The organism is Streptomyces sp. NPDC088354, from assembly GCF_044753585.1.
In the GTDB taxonomy this organism is placed as follows: domain Bacteria; phylum Actinomycetota; class Actinomycetes; order Streptomycetales; family Streptomycetaceae; genus Actinacidiphila.
On the sequence record NZ_JBIVNJ010000025.1, the window covers coordinates 24,498 to 44,326 of the forward strand.

14 protein-coding genes, 1 pseudogene and 3 CRISPR repeat arrays (1 of these 18 only partly in view) are annotated in these 19,829 nt (G+C 68.7%); all 15 genes and pseudogenes read left to right on the forward strand.

Annotated features, from left to right (window positions below; translation table 11 throughout):
• Positions 1-344 precede the first annotated feature (344 nt).
• Positions 345-650, forward strand: a complete 306-nt coding sequence (locus ACIP98_RS28895; RefSeq protein ID WP_401978709.1) for a transposase — start codon at positions 345-347, stop codon at positions 648-650.
• Positions 651-787: 137 nt separating this feature from the next.
• Positions 788-1,540: pseudogene (locus tag ACIP98_RS28900) on the forward strand (IS3 family transposase); the annotation flags it as partial.
• 219 nt (positions 1,541-1,759) lie between these two features.
• Positions 1,760-3,558: a CRISPR direct-repeat array (repeat unit 29 nt; unit sequence CGGACCACCCCCGCCTGCGCGGGAAGGAC).
• Between the two features lie 363 nt (positions 3,559-3,921).
• Positions 3,922-6,870 carry a CRISPR-associated endonuclease Cas3'' gene (locus ACIP98_RS28905; protein WP_401978710.1) on the forward strand — a complete coding sequence of 983 codons (2,949 nt, stop codon included), beginning with the start codon at positions 3,922-3,924 and terminating at the stop codon, positions 6,868-6,870.
• A gap of 366 nt (positions 6,871-7,236) precedes the next feature.
• Positions 7,237-8,799, forward strand: coding sequence for a type I-E CRISPR-associated protein Cse1/CasA (gene casA / locus ACIP98_RS28910; RefSeq protein ID WP_401978711.1), 1,563 nt, complete (start codon positions 7,237-7,239; stop codon positions 8,797-8,799).
• Positions 8,800-8,950: 151 nt separating this feature from the next.
• On the forward strand, positions 8,951-9,772 hold the full coding sequence (gene casB, locus ACIP98_RS28915) for a type I-E CRISPR-associated protein Cse2/CasB (RefSeq protein WP_401978712.1): 822 nt from the start codon (positions 8,951-8,953) through the stop codon (positions 9,770-9,772).
• Positions 9,773-9,870: 98 nt separating this feature from the next.
• Positions 9,871-11,094 (forward strand): type I-E CRISPR-associated protein Cas7/Cse4/CasC, encoded by a 1,224-nt coding sequence (gene cas7e / locus ACIP98_RS28920; protein ID WP_401978714.1) that lies wholly within the window; start codon positions 9,871-9,873, stop codon positions 11,092-11,094.
• Entirely contained in the window at positions 11,091-11,945 is an 855-nt protein-coding gene (cas5e, locus tag ACIP98_RS28925; RefSeq protein WP_401978715.1) for a type I-E CRISPR-associated protein Cas5/CasD, read from the forward strand. Before cas7e ends, cas5e begins: the two co-directional genes overlap by 4 nt.
• Positions 11,942-12,721, forward strand: a complete 780-nt coding sequence (locus ACIP98_RS28930; RefSeq protein WP_401978716.1) for a type I-E CRISPR-associated protein Cas6/Cse3/CasE — start codon at positions 11,942-11,944, stop codon at positions 12,719-12,721. Before cas5e ends, ACIP98_RS28930 begins: the two co-directional genes overlap by 4 nt.
• A gap of 8 nt (positions 12,722-12,729) precedes the next feature.
• Positions 12,730-13,728 (forward strand): type I-E CRISPR-associated endonuclease Cas1e, encoded by a 999-nt coding sequence (gene cas1e / locus ACIP98_RS28935; RefSeq protein ID WP_401978718.1) that lies wholly within the window; start codon positions 12,730-12,732, stop codon positions 13,726-13,728.
• A gap of 51 nt (positions 13,729-13,779) precedes the next feature.
• Positions 13,780-14,118, forward strand: a complete 339-nt coding sequence (gene cas2e / locus ACIP98_RS28940) for a type I-E CRISPR-associated endoribonuclease Cas2e (protein ID WP_401978719.1) — start codon at positions 13,780-13,782, stop codon at positions 14,116-14,118.
• Positions 14,119-14,157: 39 nt separating this feature from the next.
• Positions 14,158-14,431: direct repeats of the CRISPR family, unit length 30 nt; unit sequence CGGACCACCCCCGCCTGCGCGGGAAGAACG.
• A gap of 32 nt (positions 14,432-14,463) precedes the next feature.
• Positions 14,464-15,153 (forward strand): hypothetical protein, encoded by a 690-nt coding sequence (locus tag ACIP98_RS28945; protein WP_401978721.1) that lies wholly within the window; start codon positions 14,464-14,466, stop codon positions 15,151-15,153.
• A gap of 11 nt (positions 15,154-15,164) precedes the next feature.
• Positions 15,165-15,476: a hypothetical protein gene (locus tag ACIP98_RS28950; protein WP_401978722.1), complete on the forward strand. Its 312-nt coding sequence runs from the start codon at positions 15,165-15,167 to the stop codon at positions 15,474-15,476.
• 757 nt (positions 15,477-16,233) lie between these two features.
• Entirely contained in the window at positions 16,234-16,581 is a 348-nt protein-coding gene (locus ACIP98_RS28955; RefSeq protein WP_401978724.1) for a hypothetical protein, read from the forward strand.
• A gap of 153 nt (positions 16,582-16,734) precedes the next feature.
• Positions 16,735-17,142: a hypothetical protein gene (locus ACIP98_RS28960; protein WP_401978725.1), complete on the forward strand. Its 408-nt coding sequence runs from the start codon at positions 16,735-16,737 to the stop codon at positions 17,140-17,142.
• 96 nt (positions 17,143-17,238) lie between these two features.
• Positions 17,239-17,466 carry a hypothetical protein gene (locus ACIP98_RS28965; protein WP_401978726.1) on the forward strand — a complete coding sequence of 76 codons (228 nt, stop codon included), beginning with the start codon at positions 17,239-17,241 and terminating at the stop codon, positions 17,464-17,466.
• A 220-nt stretch (positions 17,467-17,686) separates the two neighbouring features.
• A CRISPR array of direct repeats spans positions 17,687-19,829; the repeat unit is 22 nt; unit sequence CGGACCACCCCCGCCTGCGCGG; it runs 2,177 nt beyond the window's last position.

The window sequence follows — 19,829 nt, forward strand, 5'->3', positions numbered from 1 at the left end:
GCCGGGAGGGCCGCGCGGGAGCGGATCCGGCTTCAGGCCGTGGAACGCTTCGAGCGCGGGAGACGGACAAGAACATCGTCGCTGCGTTACGGGTGTCGCTGCGGTCGGTCGAGCGCTGGTGTAAGTCTTGGTGCGAGCGGGGTCAGGCAGGAGTGCTGTCGAATGGAGCGCCGGGTCGTCCCAAGCTGGGCCTGCCCAGATGGAGAGGCTGGAGCGGGAGTTGGAGCGCGGTCCGCTTGCGCATGGGTGGCCGGACCAGCGGTGGACCCTGGCCAGTGAAGCTTCCCCTTGATGTTGGACACCTGGAGACTGGGACGTGAGGTTCCAGAGGAAGTAGTGGCCAGGTGGGAAGTAAGAGCAGCCGCAGCAGGCGGTATTCGGAGGAGTTCAAGCGCGACGCGGTCGCGCTGGTCCGGTCCTCCGGGAAGACCGTCACCGAGGTCGCCCGAGAGATCGGGGTCAGCGCCGAGGGACTGCGGAACTGGGTCAAGCAGGACACGATCGACCGCGGGCAAGGGGCGCCGGGAGCGCTGACGAGCGCGGAGCGGGAAGAGCTGTGTCGGCTGCGACGGCAGAACCGTGAGCAGGCCGAGACGATCGAGGTGCTGCGAAAAGCGGCGGTCTTCTTCGCGAAGGAGAGCGATCGATGAGCGAGGTGTACGCGTTCATCGAGGCGGAGAAGACCACCCACAACGTTGCTCTGTTGTGCCGGCTGCTGAAAGTGGCCCGGTCCTCCTTCTACGCCTGGTTGGCCGGCGCGTAGGCCCGCGCCGGCCGCCGGGCCGCCGACGACGCCCTGGCCCACGAGATCACCGTGTTGCACATCGCCTCCCGGTGCACCTACGGGGTGCCCCGCATCCATGCCGAGTTGCGCAGGCTGGACCGGCAGGTCAACCGCAAGCGAGTGGAGCGGATCATGCGTGAGCGCGACATCGTCGGGGTCACCCGGCGCAAGCGCCGGTCGCTGACCCGCCCGGCGAAGAAGGCGGTGCCCGCCGCGGACCTGATCGGCCGCGACTTCTCGGCCGACGCCCCGGGCCGGAAACTGGTCGGTGACATCACCTACATCCCCACCGACGAGGGCTGGCTGTATCCGGCGACCTGGCTGGACCTGGCCACCCGCGAGATCGTCGGCTACTCGATGGCCGACCACCACCGCGCCTCCCTGGTCGTCGACGCGCTGACGACAGCCGCGGGACGCGGCCGGCTCCAGGCCGGATGCATCGCGCATTCCGATCGCGGATCGGAGTACACCTCTGACGAACTCCGACGTGAAATTGGCCGGTTGGGACTGCGGCAAAGCATGGGCCGCACCGGCTCGTGCTACGACAATGCCGCCGCCGACATCTTTTTCGCACTGCTCAAAGAGGAGATCGGCACCCGTCGTTGGCCCGACCGGGCCACCGCTCGGTCGGAGATCTTCGCCTTCATCGAGACCTTCTACAACCGCAGACGACTACGGAAGCATCCGGCCTGGGGGTACCTCACCCCGTTGGAGATCCGACAGCGACACGAGCAAGAACACACCCTTGCAGCGTAAGCAACGAGTGTCCGAGATCACGGGGAAACTTCAACCGGCTTGTCCACCACGCCGAGGTCCACTCCCTCAAAGGCGAGTCCTACCGCATGCGAGGCCGCGGCGACCTCGGCCGCACACCGACCAGCAACGACTAACAAGATCAACAGAAGACGCGAGGGGTCAGAACTCAACCGACGAGAAAGGGTCACGGTCCAACCGACGCCGACAACCCGAGATGGGCGGACCATCCCCGCCTGCGCGGGAAGGACCCTGACTACCAGCTTTGCCCCGCCATCACGAACGGACCACCCCCGCTCGCGCGGGAAGGACACCACGTCGACCCCGACCTCATCGCCCAGGATCGGACCACCCCCGCTCGCGCGGGAAGGACACCGGCACCCAGAGCGGCCTGTTCTGGCCGTCCGGACCACCCCCGCTCGCGCGGGAAGGACACCCCATGGTGCCCGGCATGTACGCCGACAGCCGGACCACCCCCGCCTGCGCGGGAAGGACTTCGCTCGGTCCTCGGCGTCCTTGGCGCGCTGCGGACCACCCCCGCCTGCGCGGGAAGGACCCGATGGCCGGATCCCAGGAAACCCCCCGGGAAGGACCACCCCCGCCTGCGCGGGAAGGACTTTCCGAGCCGACCGGCCGAAGACAACCGCGGCGGACCACCCCCGCCTGCGCGGGAAGGACGTACCGATTCCAGCCATGAAGAGCGGATGGTCCGGACCACCCCCGCCTGCGCGGGAAGGACCGCTCGTCCAAGGCCTTCCCGGTCATGAACTCCGGACCACCCCCGCCTGCGCGGGAAGGACGCCCTCACCTCCCGCGCCGAACTCGCGTCCGGCGGACCACCCCCGCCTGCGCGGGAAGGACTTCGGGCACCCCGGGGAGGACTCCAACGCCGGCGGACCACCCCCGCCTGCGCGGGAAGGACCACAGCATGGAGGCCCACGCCAGGGCGTCAATCGGACCACCCCCGCCTGCGCGGGAAGGACTTCGGGCTCAGGCGGCGCCGGCTCGTCGGGCGGCGGACCACCCCCGCCTGCGCGGGAAGGACACGATCGTTCGGGCCTCGGTCTGGATGAGCGCCGGACCACCCCCGCCTGCGCGGGAAGGACGTTCTGGGCGGCGTACATGGCCGGCATGGCTGGGGACCACCCCCGCCTGCGCGGGAAGGACGCGGCCGCGACATGCACGGGCAGCAGGTGCACCGGACCACCCCCGCCTGCGCGGGAAGGACCGGCGGGGGCGCTCCCACACCACGACTGCCAGCGGACCACCCCCGCCTGCGAGGGAAGGACGGCGGGGGACCAACCCCACTCTGACGTAACTAAGGACCACCCCCGCCTGCGCGGGAAGGACCACTCCAGGGCCTTGGTGATGATGCGGGCGGCCGGACCACCCCCGCCTGCGCGGGAAGGACGCACGGTCGTCCGCCGCGGGGGATGCCTCCCCCGGACCACCCCCGCCTGCGCGGGAAGGACTCGGCGAGGGCGACGATCTGGACCAGTCCGCCCGGACCACCCCCGCCTGCGCGGGAAGGACCTGATCGCGTCCCAGCACAACATCTGGATCGACGGACCACCCCCGCCAGCGCGGGAAGGACCTGGGGACGCTTTTGGTGGTGCTGCCGATGACCGGACCACCCCCGCCTGCGCGGGAAGGACGTGATCTGCCACCCCGACCGCTTCTCGTTCGTCGGACCACCCCCGCCTGCGCGGGAAGGACGACGGCGTGTTCGTCCTGTACTGGCTGGACGACGGACCACCCCCGCCTGCGCGGGAAGGACAGTCGTCAGGCGACGACGTTGAACCCGTGCTTCGGACCACCCCCGCCTGCGCGGGAAGGACAAGGCGGGCATCTTGATGCCCTTGGGGTCCGGCGGACCACCCCCGCCTGCGCGGGAAGGACCTCGACGTGCGGAGCTGCGCTTCGGTCATGGGCGGACCACCCCCGCCTGCGCGGGAAGGACGTCAAGATGCAGGGCGAGGCGTGGAAGCTGGCCGGACCACCCCCGCCTGCGCGGGAAGGACTTTGTCACCTGCGGGTCTGGAGGAGCTTTGCAATTCCTTGACTCGGTTGGCGCCGGTTCATCGGGTCAGTGTGTCAGAGGTTCGTGACTGAATGTCGCGGGTCTGCCGGGAGTAGTTGGGCCAGAGATTCGGCCTGTGCGCTGGCCCATCGCGGGTGGACCGATGTGCTGGCCGCCTCCGGAGCGAACCATAAGTGGAGGCACCGCCGGACCACCTCCGCCTGCGTGGAGAGAACTTCCTGGCCTGCAGGTTTCCGGGGCTTTGTGATTCCTTGGCCGGGTGGGCTGGTTCACGCGGTCAGTGTGTCAGAGGCAGGTGGTGCAATACCGGGGTCTGGCCGATGGGCGGTCTGGAGGGGGAGAAGTGGTCGATCTTCGGGTGTGGGGGAAGGAGGAGGGGCTTGAGGAGCCTTATCCGTTGATCGGGCATTTGCTGGATACGGGAGTCGTGGCCGGCGTGTTGTGGGACGGGTTCCTGGCCGAGTCCCAGCGGGCGGTCATTGCGGGGGAGTTGGGTGTGACGCCTGGTGATGCGCGGTCGTTAGTGGCGTTCTGGGCTGGGCTGCACGATGTGGGGAAGATCCAGCGGCGGTTCCAATTTCAACCAGGCGTGCTCAAGCATGCGGCTGTTGCGGCGCTGCTGGGCGACGAGGCGTTTGCGGCTCGCCTGGCGGGGGACAGCGGGGTCACGTCTTTGCCGCATCAGTTGGCGAGCGCGCGGGTCCTGCCGGCGTTGCTGTTGGAATCGGGCTATCCGAAGGGCCGCCGAGGTCCGGCGAGGTGGCTGGTGACGCGGGTTGCCCAGATGCTGGGCGGGCACCACGGCCGGTATCCGGCGTTACCGAAGACACAAGGTGAGTTTTTTGATCCGCTCGGGGAGCTGCCGGAGTTGGGTGCTGGCGGCTGGGAGGTGCAGCGGCGGGAGCACGTCGCGGCGCTGCGGGAGGTGTTGGGGCATCCGGCGGCGGTTCCGGCGGATGCGGGGCTGTCGGTTCCAGCGGCTGTTGTGGTGGCTGGGCTGGTGGTGACGGCGGATTGGCTGGCCAGTCAGGACCATTTCGTGATCCGGCAGCAGGTGGGAGCGGCCGCCGATGGCGGGCTGGGGGACCTAGATTTGTTGCGGTCGCATGCTGCTCGTGCGGCGAAGGGGGCGCCGGGTCTGGTCCGGGGTGCGGGTCTGGGGCGGGCGCAGTTCACGGTTCGTGGTTTCAGGGAGCGTTTTCCCGAGATCGGGAGGCCGCATCCCTTGCAGGTCAGTGTCGATGGTGAGCTGGTGGGGGCCGGGGTCTTCGAGTGCGGGCCGGGCGTGTTGCTGGTGACGGCGCCGCCGGGTGAGGGGAAGACGGAGGTTGCCCTTGCGGCGGCTGCTGCGATGGGCCGCGGGGCGCGGTGTCCGGGTGTGGCGTTCTTGTTGCCGACCAGGGCGACTGCGGATCAACTGTATGGACGGGTGGCCGCGTTCGGCCGGGACAACCTCGTGGGGGATGCGGCGTTGACGCTGCTGCACGGGTCGGCCGACCTGAACGACCAGTACACGCCGGACGGGGAACCGGAGCCGCGGACCCTGACCGATGACCATAAGATGGACCAGGGCAGAGCGTCGGTGTCGGCGGGCCGGTGGCTGCGCACCCACGGCCGGGGGATGCTGGCACCGCTGTCCGTCGGCACGGTTGATCAGGCGCTCATGGCCGTTCTTCCGATGCGGTTCAACGCGCTGCGGCAGCTGGGTCTGGCGGGCAAGACTGTGGTGATCGATGAGGCGCACGCCTACGACGCGTTCACCCACGCGCTGCTGCTGCGGCTGCTGGTGTGGCTTGGAGCGATGCGGGTCCCGGTGGTGCTGCTGTCGGCGACGCTGACCGGGCAGACCGCGACCGGGATGGTGGAGGCGTATCTGACCGGCGCCGGGCAGAAGCCGGGTTCGTACGAGCTGCCTGTGCCGTCGTATCCGGGCTGGCTGTACGCGGACGGTGCGACGGCCACCGTCACGCTGCCGAGCGGACCGATCGGCACCAACCGGCCCTCAAGCCTCACCGTTGACCTGCTGCCGGTGACCCACACCTACGACCCCGCTCCCGCGGACGGCCGGCTGGCGGCACTGATCCGGGAACTGACCCCGGTCGCGGAGTCGGGCGGCTGTGCGGCCGTGATCTGCACGACGGTCGGGGAGGCCCAAAAGACGTTCAATGCCCTGCGTGATCACTTCCGCCGGCAGTACGGATCGGACTACCGGGGTTGGGACGACCGGATGCCCTGCGACGACGGCCCGGAGGCAACGGGAAACGGGGCAGAGGCTGCCCAGCAGCAGGGCCCCCGGCTGCGGCTGCTGCACGCGCGGTTCCCGGGCCGGCGCAGGAATCAGATCACCGCCGAGGCCGAAGGATGGTTCGGACGGGTCGGCAAGCAGGGGGTACGGCGACCCCTGCCCCCGCGTGGCACAATCCTGGTCGCCACCCAGGTGATCGAGCAGTCCCTGGACCTGGACTTCGACCTGATCGTCTCCGACCTCGCCCCCATGGCCCTGCTGCTGCAACGCGCCGGACGGGTCTGGCGCCATGCGAGCACCAGCGCGTACCGGCCGTCGTGGAGCCAGGGCCCCCGGCTGGCCGTGCTCGTCCCGGTCGACACCAAGGGCGAGCTCGCTGTCCCGCAGTCCTGGGGCGACGTCTACGCGACCTCCTTGCTGCGCCGCACCCTCGAAGGTCTGGAGAAGCGCGGGGGGAAGCCCGTGGACGTGCCAGGGGACGTTCAGGAACTGGTCGACGGCGTGTACCAGGAGGAGTTCGCGTCGAAGACCCCGGAACTCCTGCTGAAGGACGACATCGACCGGCTGACGGACACCATGGCCCGTACGGCGCTGGCGAAGCTGGTGACCATCCCGAAACCGGACGATGTCCACTCGCTGGAAGCACTCACCAGCAGCGACGCAGATGAGGACCTCATCGCCACCAGGCTTGGGGCAGATACCGTCCTGACCCTGCCCGTGTTCGAGGACACCGGCCGCCGACGCTGGCTGGACGAACAACACACTGTGCCGCTGCCGGAGCACGGCGACATTCCGGGCGGGCGCTTTTCCAGGGCCCTGGTCCGCGAACTTCTCGGGTACATGGTGCCGTTGGCACATGGTGAGTGGCACCGCGCCTACACCGCTGCCAATGAACCACCGGCCGGATGGCAGGACGAGCCCCGACTGGCCGGTGTCGTCCTGCTGCCCCACACCACCGGCCCCCAGGGGCCGGTCGGCCCCGTCCTCGGGAAGCGCCGGCTGACGCTCCACCACGAACTGGGGATCGTGGCCGAGAGGCCCAGCTGAACCCCTTGAGAGTGCGGCCGTTTAGCAGGTGAAGGCTCGCCTACGAGGCTCTTCAGTGCAGATTGCTGGAATTGCCTCTTCCGGGTTGGAGATGGGGCTAACGTCGCATCGGTGGCCATCCGCTACGGATCCCCCCGAAATCCAGTCGGGGGGATCCGTGGCGCCCCACTCGCGTGGGGAGATCCTGATCAGCTGACCGGCTCTCCAACCAGGCTCGGTCCACCTCCGCTTCCGCGGAGCTTTTCCCAGTATGCGGCAGCCTCATGGGCGCACGGGGCCGCACGACGTGACAAACGGAGTGACCTGTTGGTGTCTACTGATGCTTCCCCTGCGCAGATTCAACCGCTCGACCCGTGCGATCTTCTCGTGGAGCCGTGGGTTCCCGTCTCGATGCTGCCCACCGCCGACGACCCGGCCGGCTCGCGGACGGTTGGCCTCCTGACGCTGTTCCTGCAGGCTCACCGTTTCAGCGGTCTGGCCGTGGCGCTGCCGCCGGCCGCGTCCGGGCTGATGCGAGTGCTGTACGCCCTTGCTGCGCGGATGACCGGCCTGCACGAGGCGGACAACGTGGGGGAGTGGGCCGACCGGCGGTACGAACTCCTCGACACAGGTGAAGGGTTCGACCCGGACGCGGTGAAGGAGTACTTCGACCGCTACGCCGACCGGTTCCGCCTCTTCGATCACGCCGGGCGGCCCTGGATGCAGGACCCGCGTCTGGCCAAGGAATGCCCGACCAGCTCGGGCGTCAACAAGCTCGTCATGGCCCGCCCGGCAGGCAACAACCAGGTCTTTTTCGGGCACTTCACCGACGGTGAGCAGGTGCCACTGGCCCCGGCCGATGCGGTGCTGCACCTGCTGGCGCAGCTGTACTACGGGCCGGCAGGCCAGTGCACGCCGCGGACCGTCGCGGGTCAGCGGTTCGGGAACGCCTACGCCGGCCCGCTACGGAAAGTGGTCTCCTACCACCCCATCGGGCGTTCGCTGTTCGAGACGCTGCTGCTGGGCCTGCCGTACCCGAACCGGTGGTCCAGGGACCGGGGTGCCGAGGCGGACGGCTGCCCGTGGGAGCGCGACGAACTGCCCGATCCGCTGGACTCACCCGCGGCGCCCGCAGGGCCGCTGTCGGCCCTGACCGAGCAGTACCGGCACGCGGTCCTCCTCACCCCCAGTCCGGACGGCCGCAGCGTGGTGGACGCCCACATCACCTGGGCGCTGCGGGTCAACCGTCCTGCTCACGAGGACCCCTACCTGGTGTGGGACGAGGGCAAGGATCTCGCCAAGCGTCCGCGGGAGGCCGACGCGGACCGCGGGCTGTGGCGGGACCTGGACGCGCTCATCACCGAGACCCGCGAGGACTCCGGACATCGGCCCGATGCGCTCAGCGACCTGAACAGTGAACTGCCGCCGCAGGTCGAGGACGCACTGCGGGTGCAGTGTCTCGGCTTCGACCAGGACGGGCAGACCCGCGACCGCACCTACGTCACCGGCTCCACCCCTCCGCTGTTCGCGCTGCTCAAGCAGTCCGACGACGACGCGGACAAGGCACTGAAGATCGGCTTGCGAGAAGGCCGCGATGCGGCAGAGAAGGCGGCGAGCCGACTGGAGTACGCGCTGCAAATGGCATGGCGCGCCTACACCCTCCCGTTCGAGAACGACCGGCCCGGCGGCACTGCCAAGGACCGGCGCAAACGCGGCGGGCCCTGGCCGGCGTTCGCGCTGGCCTCGTACTGGCCGGCTGCCGAGCAGGAGTTCTGGCGGTCCTTCCACGCACGGGACTTCGAAGGCAGCCCGCAGGCGTTCGGGCGGATCGCGCTGCGCGAGTACGACGCGGTGACAGCCGGGATCGCGGCGACCCCGCGCGGGGCCAAGGCCCGCGAAGAGGCACGCGGGCTCGTCCGTAGCCTGCTGCGGACTCCCGCCCGTCCCTGATCCCCGACACACGCCCGCTCCACTGAGCCAACGTCCACTGGCCAAGCACGACGCCCCATCCGCCGGACGCCGGAAACGACGGCCCGCGGTGAGAACGGCACCGGGCCCGGTCCGGGCAGTCCCATCCCGACCACGAAGCGACGGCGAACCGATGAATGCACCCACCCACGAACACACCGACAGGCACACCAATACACACACGAGTTCCCCGACGACGGCGACCACCGCAGCCCCCGCCCCCGAGGCGATCCCGCCACGGGACAACGACCTGGCGAGATACGACGAGTTCGCCGAACGGGTACGCGAACTGTGCCGGGTATCGCCGGGGGTGCAGTCCGCGCTGCGATCCGGCCTGGGCAAGCCGGTCACCGAGGTCCCGGCCCGGATGCACGCGGCCCTCCTGCGGCCCGGGCTGATCCGCGAGAACACGGAAAGCCAGGGATACGCGGACACCGAGCGCGCCTACTACGCGGTCGCGGCACTCATCGCCGCCCGCCCCAGGGCCCAGCGCCTGGCCGAGGCCCCCGTCGTACCGGCACCTCGCACGGACGAAGACACCGCCGGTACCGGCACTCCCGCCCCCGCCCCGGAGAACAACGACGGCGCCGAACCGGAGGTCCCCGACCCGGAGACCGGCACACGATTCCACCCGCACGGCACCAGCCTCGGCGAGAGTTTCGCGCTAGCGGTCGGCCGTCGCAGCCCGGACGAACTCAAATCAGGCGCCGCGGAGTCCCGGCTGCACCTGCTCGTGCGCCAGGACCTGGACGGTGTCCACCGGATGCTTCCCGGGGTGTTCCGCTGGCTCGGATCGTCCGGCATCACCCCGGACTACGCCTGCCTGCTGCGAGACCTCACCGCCTGGCGATACCGACGCGACGCGGTCTCCACCCGCTGGCTGCAGGCGTTCTACCGGTCACTGCGCCGCCAGGAGGCAGCAGCCGAGCAACAGCCCACGACCCCCGCCACATAGCACCCCGCTACCGCCGGCCCGACACGCCCGCCCGACCACCTCACCGTGGTGCCCGCCACCGCCCCGAGTCACTCCCACCCACCCGAAGGACCTCCACGATGACCACTACACCCGCCGCCACCCCGGCCCCCCGCTTCCTGGACCTGCACGTCGTCCAGACCTTGCCCTACAACAACGTCAACCGCGACGACCTTGGCTCACCCAAGTCACTGACCTTCGGGGGCACCACCCGCACCCGGGTCTCCAGCCAGGCATGGAAGCGCCCGGTACGCCTGGCCGTGGAAGAGGCCATCGGCGAGAAGGCACTGCGCACCCGGCGCCTGCCCCAGCAGGTCCGCCGCGAGCTGATCGAACGGGGCTGGCCCGAGGACCTGGCCGCACTCGCCGGAGCCCAAGTCATCCGATCGGCAGAGACCAAGCTCGCCCTGGAGAAGGGCGACCGCACCACCGCTTCCCTACTGTTCCTCCCCGACAGCGCGGCGCCCGCTCTCGCGGACATCGCCGAGAACCACCGGGAGGCACTGACCAAGGCGCTCGGCAAGGCTGCCGCAACCAAGCCGCTCCTGCCCAAGGACGACGTCCACGCAGTCCTCCGATCCCGCAACGGCTCCATCGCCCTGTTCGGCCGGATGCTCGCCGAGATCCCCGGGGCAGGCGTCGACGGCGCGGTCCAGGTCGCCCACGCCTTCACCACCCACGCCACCTCCGTACAGGCGGACTTCTTCACCGCCGTCGACGACGTCAACCAGTGGGCCGAAGACGCCGGAAGCGCCCACATGAACACCGGCGAGTTCAGCAGCGGCGTCTTCTACCGCTACGCCACCCTCGACCTGCGCGACCTGGCCACGAATATCGCCGCCCTCAACGACACCCCCGACGATCCCGACACGCAGCCGACTGCAGCCACCGGACCGAACCCCCGGGACGTCGACACCCTGCGCGACCTCGCCACCGCCTTCGCCACCGCATTCCTGGGCACCATGCCCGGCGCGAAAAAAACCTCCACCGCGCCCCACACCCACCCCGACCTCGTCTACATCGCAGTCCGGCCGGACCGGCCGCTGTCCCTGGCCGCCGCATTCGAAGAACCCGTACGCGCCCGCGAACACGGCTGGGCCCTGCCCTCCCGGCAGGCCCTCAGCGACTACGCCACCCGCATCAACCGGCTGCTGGGCACCACCGACCTCCCCTACGCCGCCCACGCCGGCCTCGACGACAAGCCCCTGCCCGGCCTCGGCACAGCAGCCGGCTCCTACCCCGCACTCATCGCCGGCGCCATCGACGCCGCATACCCCACCGCGACCAAGGCACCCACCGCATGACGGGCTTCGTCCTCCACCTCGCGGCACCCCTCCAATCCTGGGGCGAACACAGCGCCTTCACCCATCGCGACACTGCCGCCCACCCCACCCGCTCCGGACTCATCGGCCTGCTCGCCTCAGCCCTCGGCATCCCCCGAGCCCACGCAGTCGCCGACGAACCCGACCACGAGACGCTGTTCGCCCGCTTGACAACCATCCGCTTCACCATCCGCGTCGACCGCCCCGGCACCGTCATGGGCGACTTCCACACCGTCGGCGGCGGCTACCCCCAGCACCTGACCGTCCCCACCGCCAAAGGCGCCCGCCGTGGCGCGGACACAGCAACCATCGTCTCCGCCCGCCACTACCTCACCGACGCCGCCTTCACGGTCGCAGCCGCCTTCCCCGACACCGACCTCGCCCGCCGGTGCGCCGTCGCCGTCGCCACACCGCATTGGCCACCCCACCTCGGCCGCCGCTCCTGCCCACCGGGCGCCCTGCTGCTGCTCCGCACCGACCTCGACGACCCGGCCGCCGAACTCGCCCGCATCCCGCTGGCCCGGCGCCCCCCGCACACTCCGCCACCCACCGGCACCGTCGACGTCCGCTTCGTCAGCGACCAGCCCTTCCCCGAAGAGCACCCCACCGTCAGGCAGTCCGCCTCCGGGCAGAACGCAGGACTCTCAGCCCCCGTCACGGTGACCACACTCAACGACGAACCAGTGCGCCTCACCGCCCGCGACCGCGTCCACCGATCACGCCCCGCCCACACCACCACCCGGCCCCTGCCCGTGGACCTGTGCGCCGGCTACGGCACCGCCTACCTCGACGCCATCGCCACCTACCTCAACCCGCAAGGAGCCACCCCGTGACCGCCACCGACACCGAAGCATCACCCCACACCGACACCGCACCCGCGGAAGCCTGGCTGACCCGACTGCGGCTCAACCCCCGCAGCCGCGCCGTCCAACGCGACCTGCGCAACATCACCGACCTGCACCGAACCCTCATGAAACTCGTCCCCGACGGCCTCGGCGACGCCCCCCGCTCCCAAGCAGGCCTCCTCTTCCGCCTCGAGACCGACGGCGTCGGCAGGCCCACCGTCCTCGTCCAGACCCGCCTGTCCTCGTCCACCGACCGCCTCCCCGCCGACTACGCCCACGCCGACATCCGCCCCATGAACACGGTCCTCGCCGCACTCCGCCCCGGGCTCCTCGTCCGCTACCGCATCGCCGCCAACGCCGTGCGCCGCTGCGGCCCCAACAGCACCGCCGGACACTGGAAACAGGTCATCCCCCTGCACGGACCCGAAGCCGACCAGTGGTGGACCGAACGAGCCACGACCGCCGGCCTCACCCCCCGCACCCTGCTCACCCGCTCCACCGACCCCGCCACCACCTGGCACACCCCCAAACAGGACGCCACCAGCCCCACCATCTCCGCGCCCACCCCACCCGCCCCCACCAGCAAGGCCGACACAAAGACCTTCACCGACCGGCGCATCGACCGCGCCATCACCGTTTTCGAAGGCACCGCCCTCGTCACCGACCCAGAAGCACTGCGCACCGCACTCCTGAACGGCATCGGACGCAGCAAGTCCTACGGCTGCGGCCTCCTCAGCCTCGCCCCCGCGGGTCCCGGAGCCTGACGCCGACCATGGCCGCCACCCGCCCTGCCCACACCCCCTCCTCCGCCCGGCGACGCGTCGCATCACCCACCCTGGCCATGCTGCCCCGCGTCGGCGACTCCCTGTCCTTCCTCTACGCCGACATCGTCCGCATCGTCCAGGACGACACCGGCGTCTGCGCCGAAACCGCCAGCGACGAAGGCGACATCACCCGCGTCTACCTGCCCACCGCCTCCCTCAGCTGCGTCCTGCTCGGCCCCGGAACCTCCATCACCCAGCCCGCACTCACCACCCTCGCCCGCCACGGAACCACCGTCATCTGCACCGGCTCCGGCGGCGTTCGCTGCTACTCCAGCACCGTCCCCGCCTCCCTCACCACCCGCTGGCTCGAACACCAGGTCCACCACTGGAGCGACCCACAACGCCGACTCGCCGTCGCCCGCCGCATGTACCACGCCCGCTTCAACACCGACGTCCCCACAGCCACCACCCTGGAACAACTCCGCGGCATGGAAGGCCAGCGCATGAAAGCGCTGTACAAACTCCTCGCCCAACAACACCGCATCGGCCGCTTCCGCCGCGCCTATGACCCCGACTCCTGGGAAACCCAAGACCCCGTCAACCTCGCCCTGTCCTCAGCCAGCACCTGCCTGTACGGCATCGTCCACGCCGCCCTCACCGCACTCGGCTGCTCACCCGCCCTCGGATTCGTCCACCAAGGCACCCAACTCGCCTTCGTCTACGACATCGCCGACCTCTACAAAGCCGACATCACCGTCCCCCTGGCCTTCTCCCTCCACGACTCCCTAGACCCCGAAGCCGCCGCACGCCGCAGCTTCCGCACACAACTACGCCTGTACAAACTCCTGCCTCGCATCGTTGCCGACGTCCAGGTCCTCCTCGCCCCCGACGAAAACGGGCCCGCCGCCGACGGCCACGCCGTCGACATGGTCGACCTGTGGGACCCTGTAACTGGCTCCGTACCGGCGGGCGTCAACTACGGAACCGAGGAACCCGATGAGCCATGACCACAAGGCCGCAGCCGACGTGACCGCAGGCGCAGGCAGGGCAGGACGCCGATGCCGACGATGACCGTGCTTGCCACCACCGCCGTACCCGACCACGTCCGCGGCGCACTCACCCGCTGGATGATCGAACCCGTACCCGGCCTCTACGTCGGCACCCTTTCCGCCCGCGTCCGCGACGAGCTCTGGAGCGTCATCACCGCATCCATCGGACCCGGCGCCGCCGTACTCATCCACCCTGAAGCCAACGAACAGGGCTTCACCCTCCACACCGCCGGTGAACGCCGCCGCACCCCCGTTGACTTTGATGGCCTCACCCTGGTTGCCTTCCGCCCCCGAGACGAGGCCACACCAGCCACATCCGAAACCATGCCAGCCAACGCGCTCACGTAGGGGAGGAATGGCGAGGCCGCCGTTGCCCAGACGAAGGTGCGGACCACCCCCGCCTGCGCGGGAAGAACGCTCAGTCGTCGTACGCGGAATCGCCGAACGACGGACCACCCCCGCCTGCGCGGGAAGAACGGTGGTCAGGCGACGGCGGTGAAGCCGTGCCGCGGACCACCCCCGCCTGCGCGGGAAGAACGAGACGCTGCTCCTCAGATCTATGGGTGGGTGCGGACCACCCCCGCCTGCGCGGGAAGAACGGCGGGTTCATCGAGGTCGTCGACCCGATCGCCGGACCACCCCCGCCTGCGCGGGAAGAACCTCATTGCCGGCCTCCCGGGCGGCGGAGATGGATTGGGTACCGGCGACCCCAGCGCCGACAAAGCCATATTGGATGCTTGGGCAGCCAACGTCGACCCATCAGCGAACATAGGGAATGGCTGTGGAGCGGTTTCCGCCGGCACCAACTGCTCAGGAACGCTCACACCCGGCCAACTAGCCGCTCAAGGAACCATCGAGACCTTTGACCCGACGGGTGCGATAGGCCTTCTTCACTGCTCCCAGAGTATGGAAGAGACTCAATGTGCCTTGGCCGCCGCGATGGCACTTCCGATCGCAGGAAAGGGAGTTAAGCTCGGGGAAAAAGTTGGTGAAAAACTCCTTGGCAGGGAATCTGGGGAAGAGGCTGTTAGACTGTTTCGAGCTCCTCAGAAGGGGAATCGCGCCTCGGAGGCTCGTGGGCTTAATGCCGCAAATCACTCGGTGCAGTCGAAGGGGGAAAATATTGCCTATCTTGGCGATTCGGAATCCGTGGTTCGTAAGTATGCAGGTCAAGGCGTTTATGAGGATGGATATCATACCTTCACGATGAAGCCGGGATTCCTGAACGACTTTCATCCCAGTAGCTATCGTCGCTTCCATGACAATGACGGCGGCCTTCAATGGCTTATCGATGAAGAGGATTTTGATCTATTCAACTCCTACATAGATCACAGTCAGACAACATGGACGCCCTGGAAACTTAACGAGCAGTTCTTCGGGTGAGAGGCAAAGCTATGGAGAATGAAGATCAGTTGTGGCGGCAGGGTGGGTTTCGGCGATTTCAGATCGTGCGCTGTGTTGTCACTGGTCACCGAGGCCGCTTCGGCGTTGAGGTTGCGATCATCGATCCGAAATCCAGCGCTCCGGCGTTCATTGATTTCGTGATGCTCAAAGACGGCGTTGGGCACCTAACGCCGGAGGAATTCCCCCCTGTCGGTACCGTTCTCGAAGCCGTGACGTTGGATTTCATGCCGGACGGCGAGCTCCGCCTATCGGCTAGCCCGTCCTCGATTGCTCGGCAGCGAGAGCATGATGCGGAGAGCTGATTATCAACAAGGTGCTGGGGCGGGGCGCGGATCGATTTGCGTGTACTGGGCCTCGGCGCCCGGCCCGATGTGATTTCGATCCAGAAGGCGTGAGAGAGTTGGAGTGCACCGATGCGGAAGTGCTTCGGTTGAATCGTCGTTAAGAGCATGAGATGAGATGCCCCACTCGTAGTGCTTGGTCAGATTGATATTGGGTGGATATATCGCGGTAGCAGGTGGGGCGGGCGTCGGTCCAGGTTGCTAGGCAGATCTGCAGGTCACGGAGGCAGAGGCTCAGGTCGGCTTCGAGTTGGTAGGGATGTTGAGCTTGCTGTACGTGGTCGTGGGCGTCGGGATCGACCTGCTCCTCGGACGCTACTGACTTCGGCTCGTCGGGGTGAACTTCCTGCTCGTAAGCCTGCAAATCGCGCTCGGAGTAACTTCCGGAGTACCTCAACTCTTAAGCTGCTTGGCGCGCCGGATACGGCAGCGGGCTAAGATGCCGCACTAGACGACTGCTGGTTGTGGGCCGGGTCTCCAATCGATCACTGGAGATCCGTCCCATGGCCGCAGAGTTTGAGCTTCCCTAGGATCTGACTGTCCTCAACGACGACGAGCTGTCTAAGGCTCTTGACGGCGCCCGCGCCGCCTTGGGATGCCCTCTCGTCGGGCCGATAACGTCACCCCGATGGCCGGAATCAGAGAGCTCGTATCTCCTGATGGCCAGGATATGGCGGGAATTCCGATCATATTAACGGAAACGAGGTAGGTTGTCCCAATGGGGCTCGATTTTACAGGTCTCCAGAGAATCCCAGAAGAGCAGCTAGTGTCAAAGGACATTCGCTACCTGGCGCTGGTGCAAGTTGATCTCATAGCGTTGTATCGCCGTTGGGGCCGCCCCGACGTCGCGGTGGACGATCTGGCCGAATGGTTGTGCTTCGCGTTCTCTTTGCCTGGCGGGGACAAGTTCGCCCTGCAGCGAGAGGCTCTATATTCGCGTACTTCCGGATTTCTCCTCAGTGTGAGCAGAGGACTTTTCTCTGCGGAGGCTGGAGAGCGGCTAATTGGAGCGCTCGAGATTCCAGGCGTATCAGTGGTTGAATGGAGTGCCGAGGTGGGCAAGTAGCATCCCTTTTTTGGCGGCTCGTCATTACGCTGGCGAGCCGCCACGGCTAAGAGATCTCAACAGAAGTGCCCGTCCGGGGAGAGTTCGTCGCGGACCATCCGCTGGGCTGTCACCCCCGCCGGATCGCCGACCGGAGGGTCTTCGAACACGTCCGTGACGGTCTCCACCGGACTGAACAGCGAGATCGCCGCGCGCATCTACAACGACGCCGGCGACATCGTGTTCGTCAATGACATGCGGACCGATCATCCCCGGGTGTGGACACAAGAACGCGAGGCCGCCATCAACCCGTACGTGCGGCCGTTGGCCCCCGCGATGCTGTGGCACGTGCTGAACGGAGGGTGGGACCTGCTGTGCTTCGAGGAGATCGACGGCCCCTACGCCAGCTACACGCCGGGCTCCCCGCACCTGGACCTCGTCGCCGAGGCGATGCAGACCCTCGCCGGCCTGCCGACGCCCGACCTACCGCTGAAGACCATGCTGGGCCGCATGCGGTCCTACGTCGACGACCCGGCCGACGCCGATCTTTTCGCCGGAGCCCAGCTCCTCCACACCGACTGAAACCCCCACAACGGCCTCATCGCTGACGGCCGCGCGCGGCTCGTCGACTGGGCATGGGCCGCACACGGAGCAGCCTGGATCGATCCAGCGCTGTGGGTGATCTGGCTCATCGCCTCCGGCCACACACCCGAGCAGGCCGAGCACCTGGCCGCCGAGCGCACCGCACTCGCCGACGCCCCGAGCCCCAGCCTCGACGCCTTCGCCCGAGCTCAGAACCGGATGTGGGACGAGATCGCCGGCGACGCCCCGGACGCGTGGACGGCCACCATGCAGACGGCGGCCGCCACATGGCACCGGCACCGCAGCGGCCGTGTCACATCTTGATGCGCCGCCGGTCCGCGGGCAGGACCAGATCCTCCGTCTCCACCGCTCGTCGTACCGCGTGCCACGACCAGGACGACCACGCCAACGCCCAGACCGAGCAGTGTTACCGCAGTGGCAGAAAAACCACCCGGACGACCTGATCTTCGTCAGCGAGGCGTGGGTGCAACGTGCAACCGTTCCAAGAGCTCGACGCGCTCGCGGTGGAGCCGTGTCCGGTGCGCGGACCACCTCCGCCTGCGCGGAGAGAACTTGCGGGACGTAAAACCTCGTGGACGGCATTCGGACCACCTCCGCCTGCGCGGAGAAGACGCGTCCAGCGACCTGTTGACCGCCTCCTGCTTCGGACCACCTCCGCCTGCGCGGGAAGGACAACTGGATCTCGTCGCAGAACTGGTCGAGCTTCGGACCACCCCCGCCTGCGCGGGAAGGACTCCAGCCCGTCATCCTCGCCGCGCTCGATGCCCGGACCACCCCCGCCTGCGCGGGAAGGACCACGACGCCCTCGACCCGGTCTGCATCAAGGTCGGACCACCCCCGCCTGCGCGGGAAGGACCGGATGTACAACCAGTGGTACCGCGGAAGTGCCGGACCACCCCCGCCTGCGCGGGAAGGACTACAGCTCATCCGCGAAAACGATCCGCCGACCCGGACCACCCCCGCCTGCGCGGGAAGGACCAGCCGCTGCGCTGGAAGAAGCCCGCCAAGGTCGGACCACCCCCGCCTGCGCGGGAAGGACATTACGGGAGTCCCACCACCATCCAGTTGACGCGGACCACCCCCGCCTGCGCGGGAAGGACGCTTATGGGTCAGCGTACCCGTACGCCGAAAACGGACCACCCCCGCCTGCGCGGGAAGGACCCCCCGCCTGCGCGGGAAGAACACGCCAGTGCCGTTCGTCGCAGCCGTGTCGGTCGGACCACCCCCGCCTGCGCGGGAAGAACATCTCGGCTCGGCGTTCGGCCGTGATCGCCATCGGACCACCCCCGCCTGCGCGGGAAGAACCCGGCCCAGCCGTGGGCTCTTGGATGCGGTGGCGGACCACCCCCGCCTGCGCGGGAAGAACCCGGGCCGCGCGGCATATCAGACCGTCCCCTGCGGACCACCCCCGCCTGCGCGGGAAGAACGTCGACGATCAGCCGGGCCGCGTCCTGCTCGGCGGACCACCCCCGCCTGCGCGGGAAGAACGCCCCGTGGCACTGCGCCCCACTGCCAAGGACCGGACCACCCCCGCCTGCGCGGGCAGAACCGCATCGAACGGTGTCGCCAGAAGTTCGCCGACGGACCACCCCCGCCTGCGCGGGAAGAACGCCGATGCGCTCCCGGCCGGGGCCTTCCGCGGCGGACCACCCCCGCCTGCGCGGGAAGAACAACCCGCGGATCGAGTACGCGCAGGAAACCATCGGACCACCCCCGCCTGCGCGGGAAGAACCTCAGCCGGGTGTCGCCGTCGGCATCGATCACCGGACCACCCCCGCCTGCGCGGGAAGAACTCCTCCACCCACACCAGGACGAACGACCGGGACGGACCACCCCCGCCTGCGCGGGAAGAACACGTCAGGCAGATACAAGGCGGCGTGGTCGACCGGACCACCCCCGCCTGCGCGGGAAGAACCGGCTGACTAAGACTCAGCCGGGCCCTTCTCACGGACCACCCCCGCCTGCGCGGGAAGAACTCCTCGGCGTTCTACGTGCCGAAGGGGGCCCGCGGACCACCCCCGCCTGCGCGGGAAGAACGTGCCGTTGCCGGTGAGGATCTCGCGGTCGAGCGGACCACCCCCGCCTGCGCGGGAAGAACACGGTCGCGGCCGGCTGCTCCGGCTCGTCGGCCGGACCACCCCCGCCTGCGCGGGAAGAACGGTCCAGCGTTCGGTGCGGTCGTCGTAGAGGACGGACCACCCCCGCCTGCGCGGGAAGAACGTCGTCCGCGTTGCCGACGGTCACCCCGCTGGCGGACCACCCCCGCCTGCGCGGGAAGAACTCGTCCGGGGTCTGCGGCTCCTTGCCGCCGTCCGGACCACCCCCGCCTGCGCGGGAAGAACTATCGGGAGATCGCCACCGCCTCGGGGATCAGCGGACCACCCCCGCCTGCGCGGGAAGAACTCCACGCTGCGCCCGGTGAACCCGGACACGGCCGGACCACCCCCGCCTGCGCGGGAAGAACTCGCCACCGACGAGGTTGTTGATGCTGTACCACGGACCACCCCCGCCTGCGCGGGAAGAACGCCGGGCACTACATCCTCCCCGTGTAGCGGGACGGACCACCCCCGCCTGCGCGGGAAGAACGCCGAGACCGACCAGGACCATGCGGCGGGCGGCGGACCACCCCCGCCTGCGCGGGAAGAACGTACCGCGACCCTCTGCAG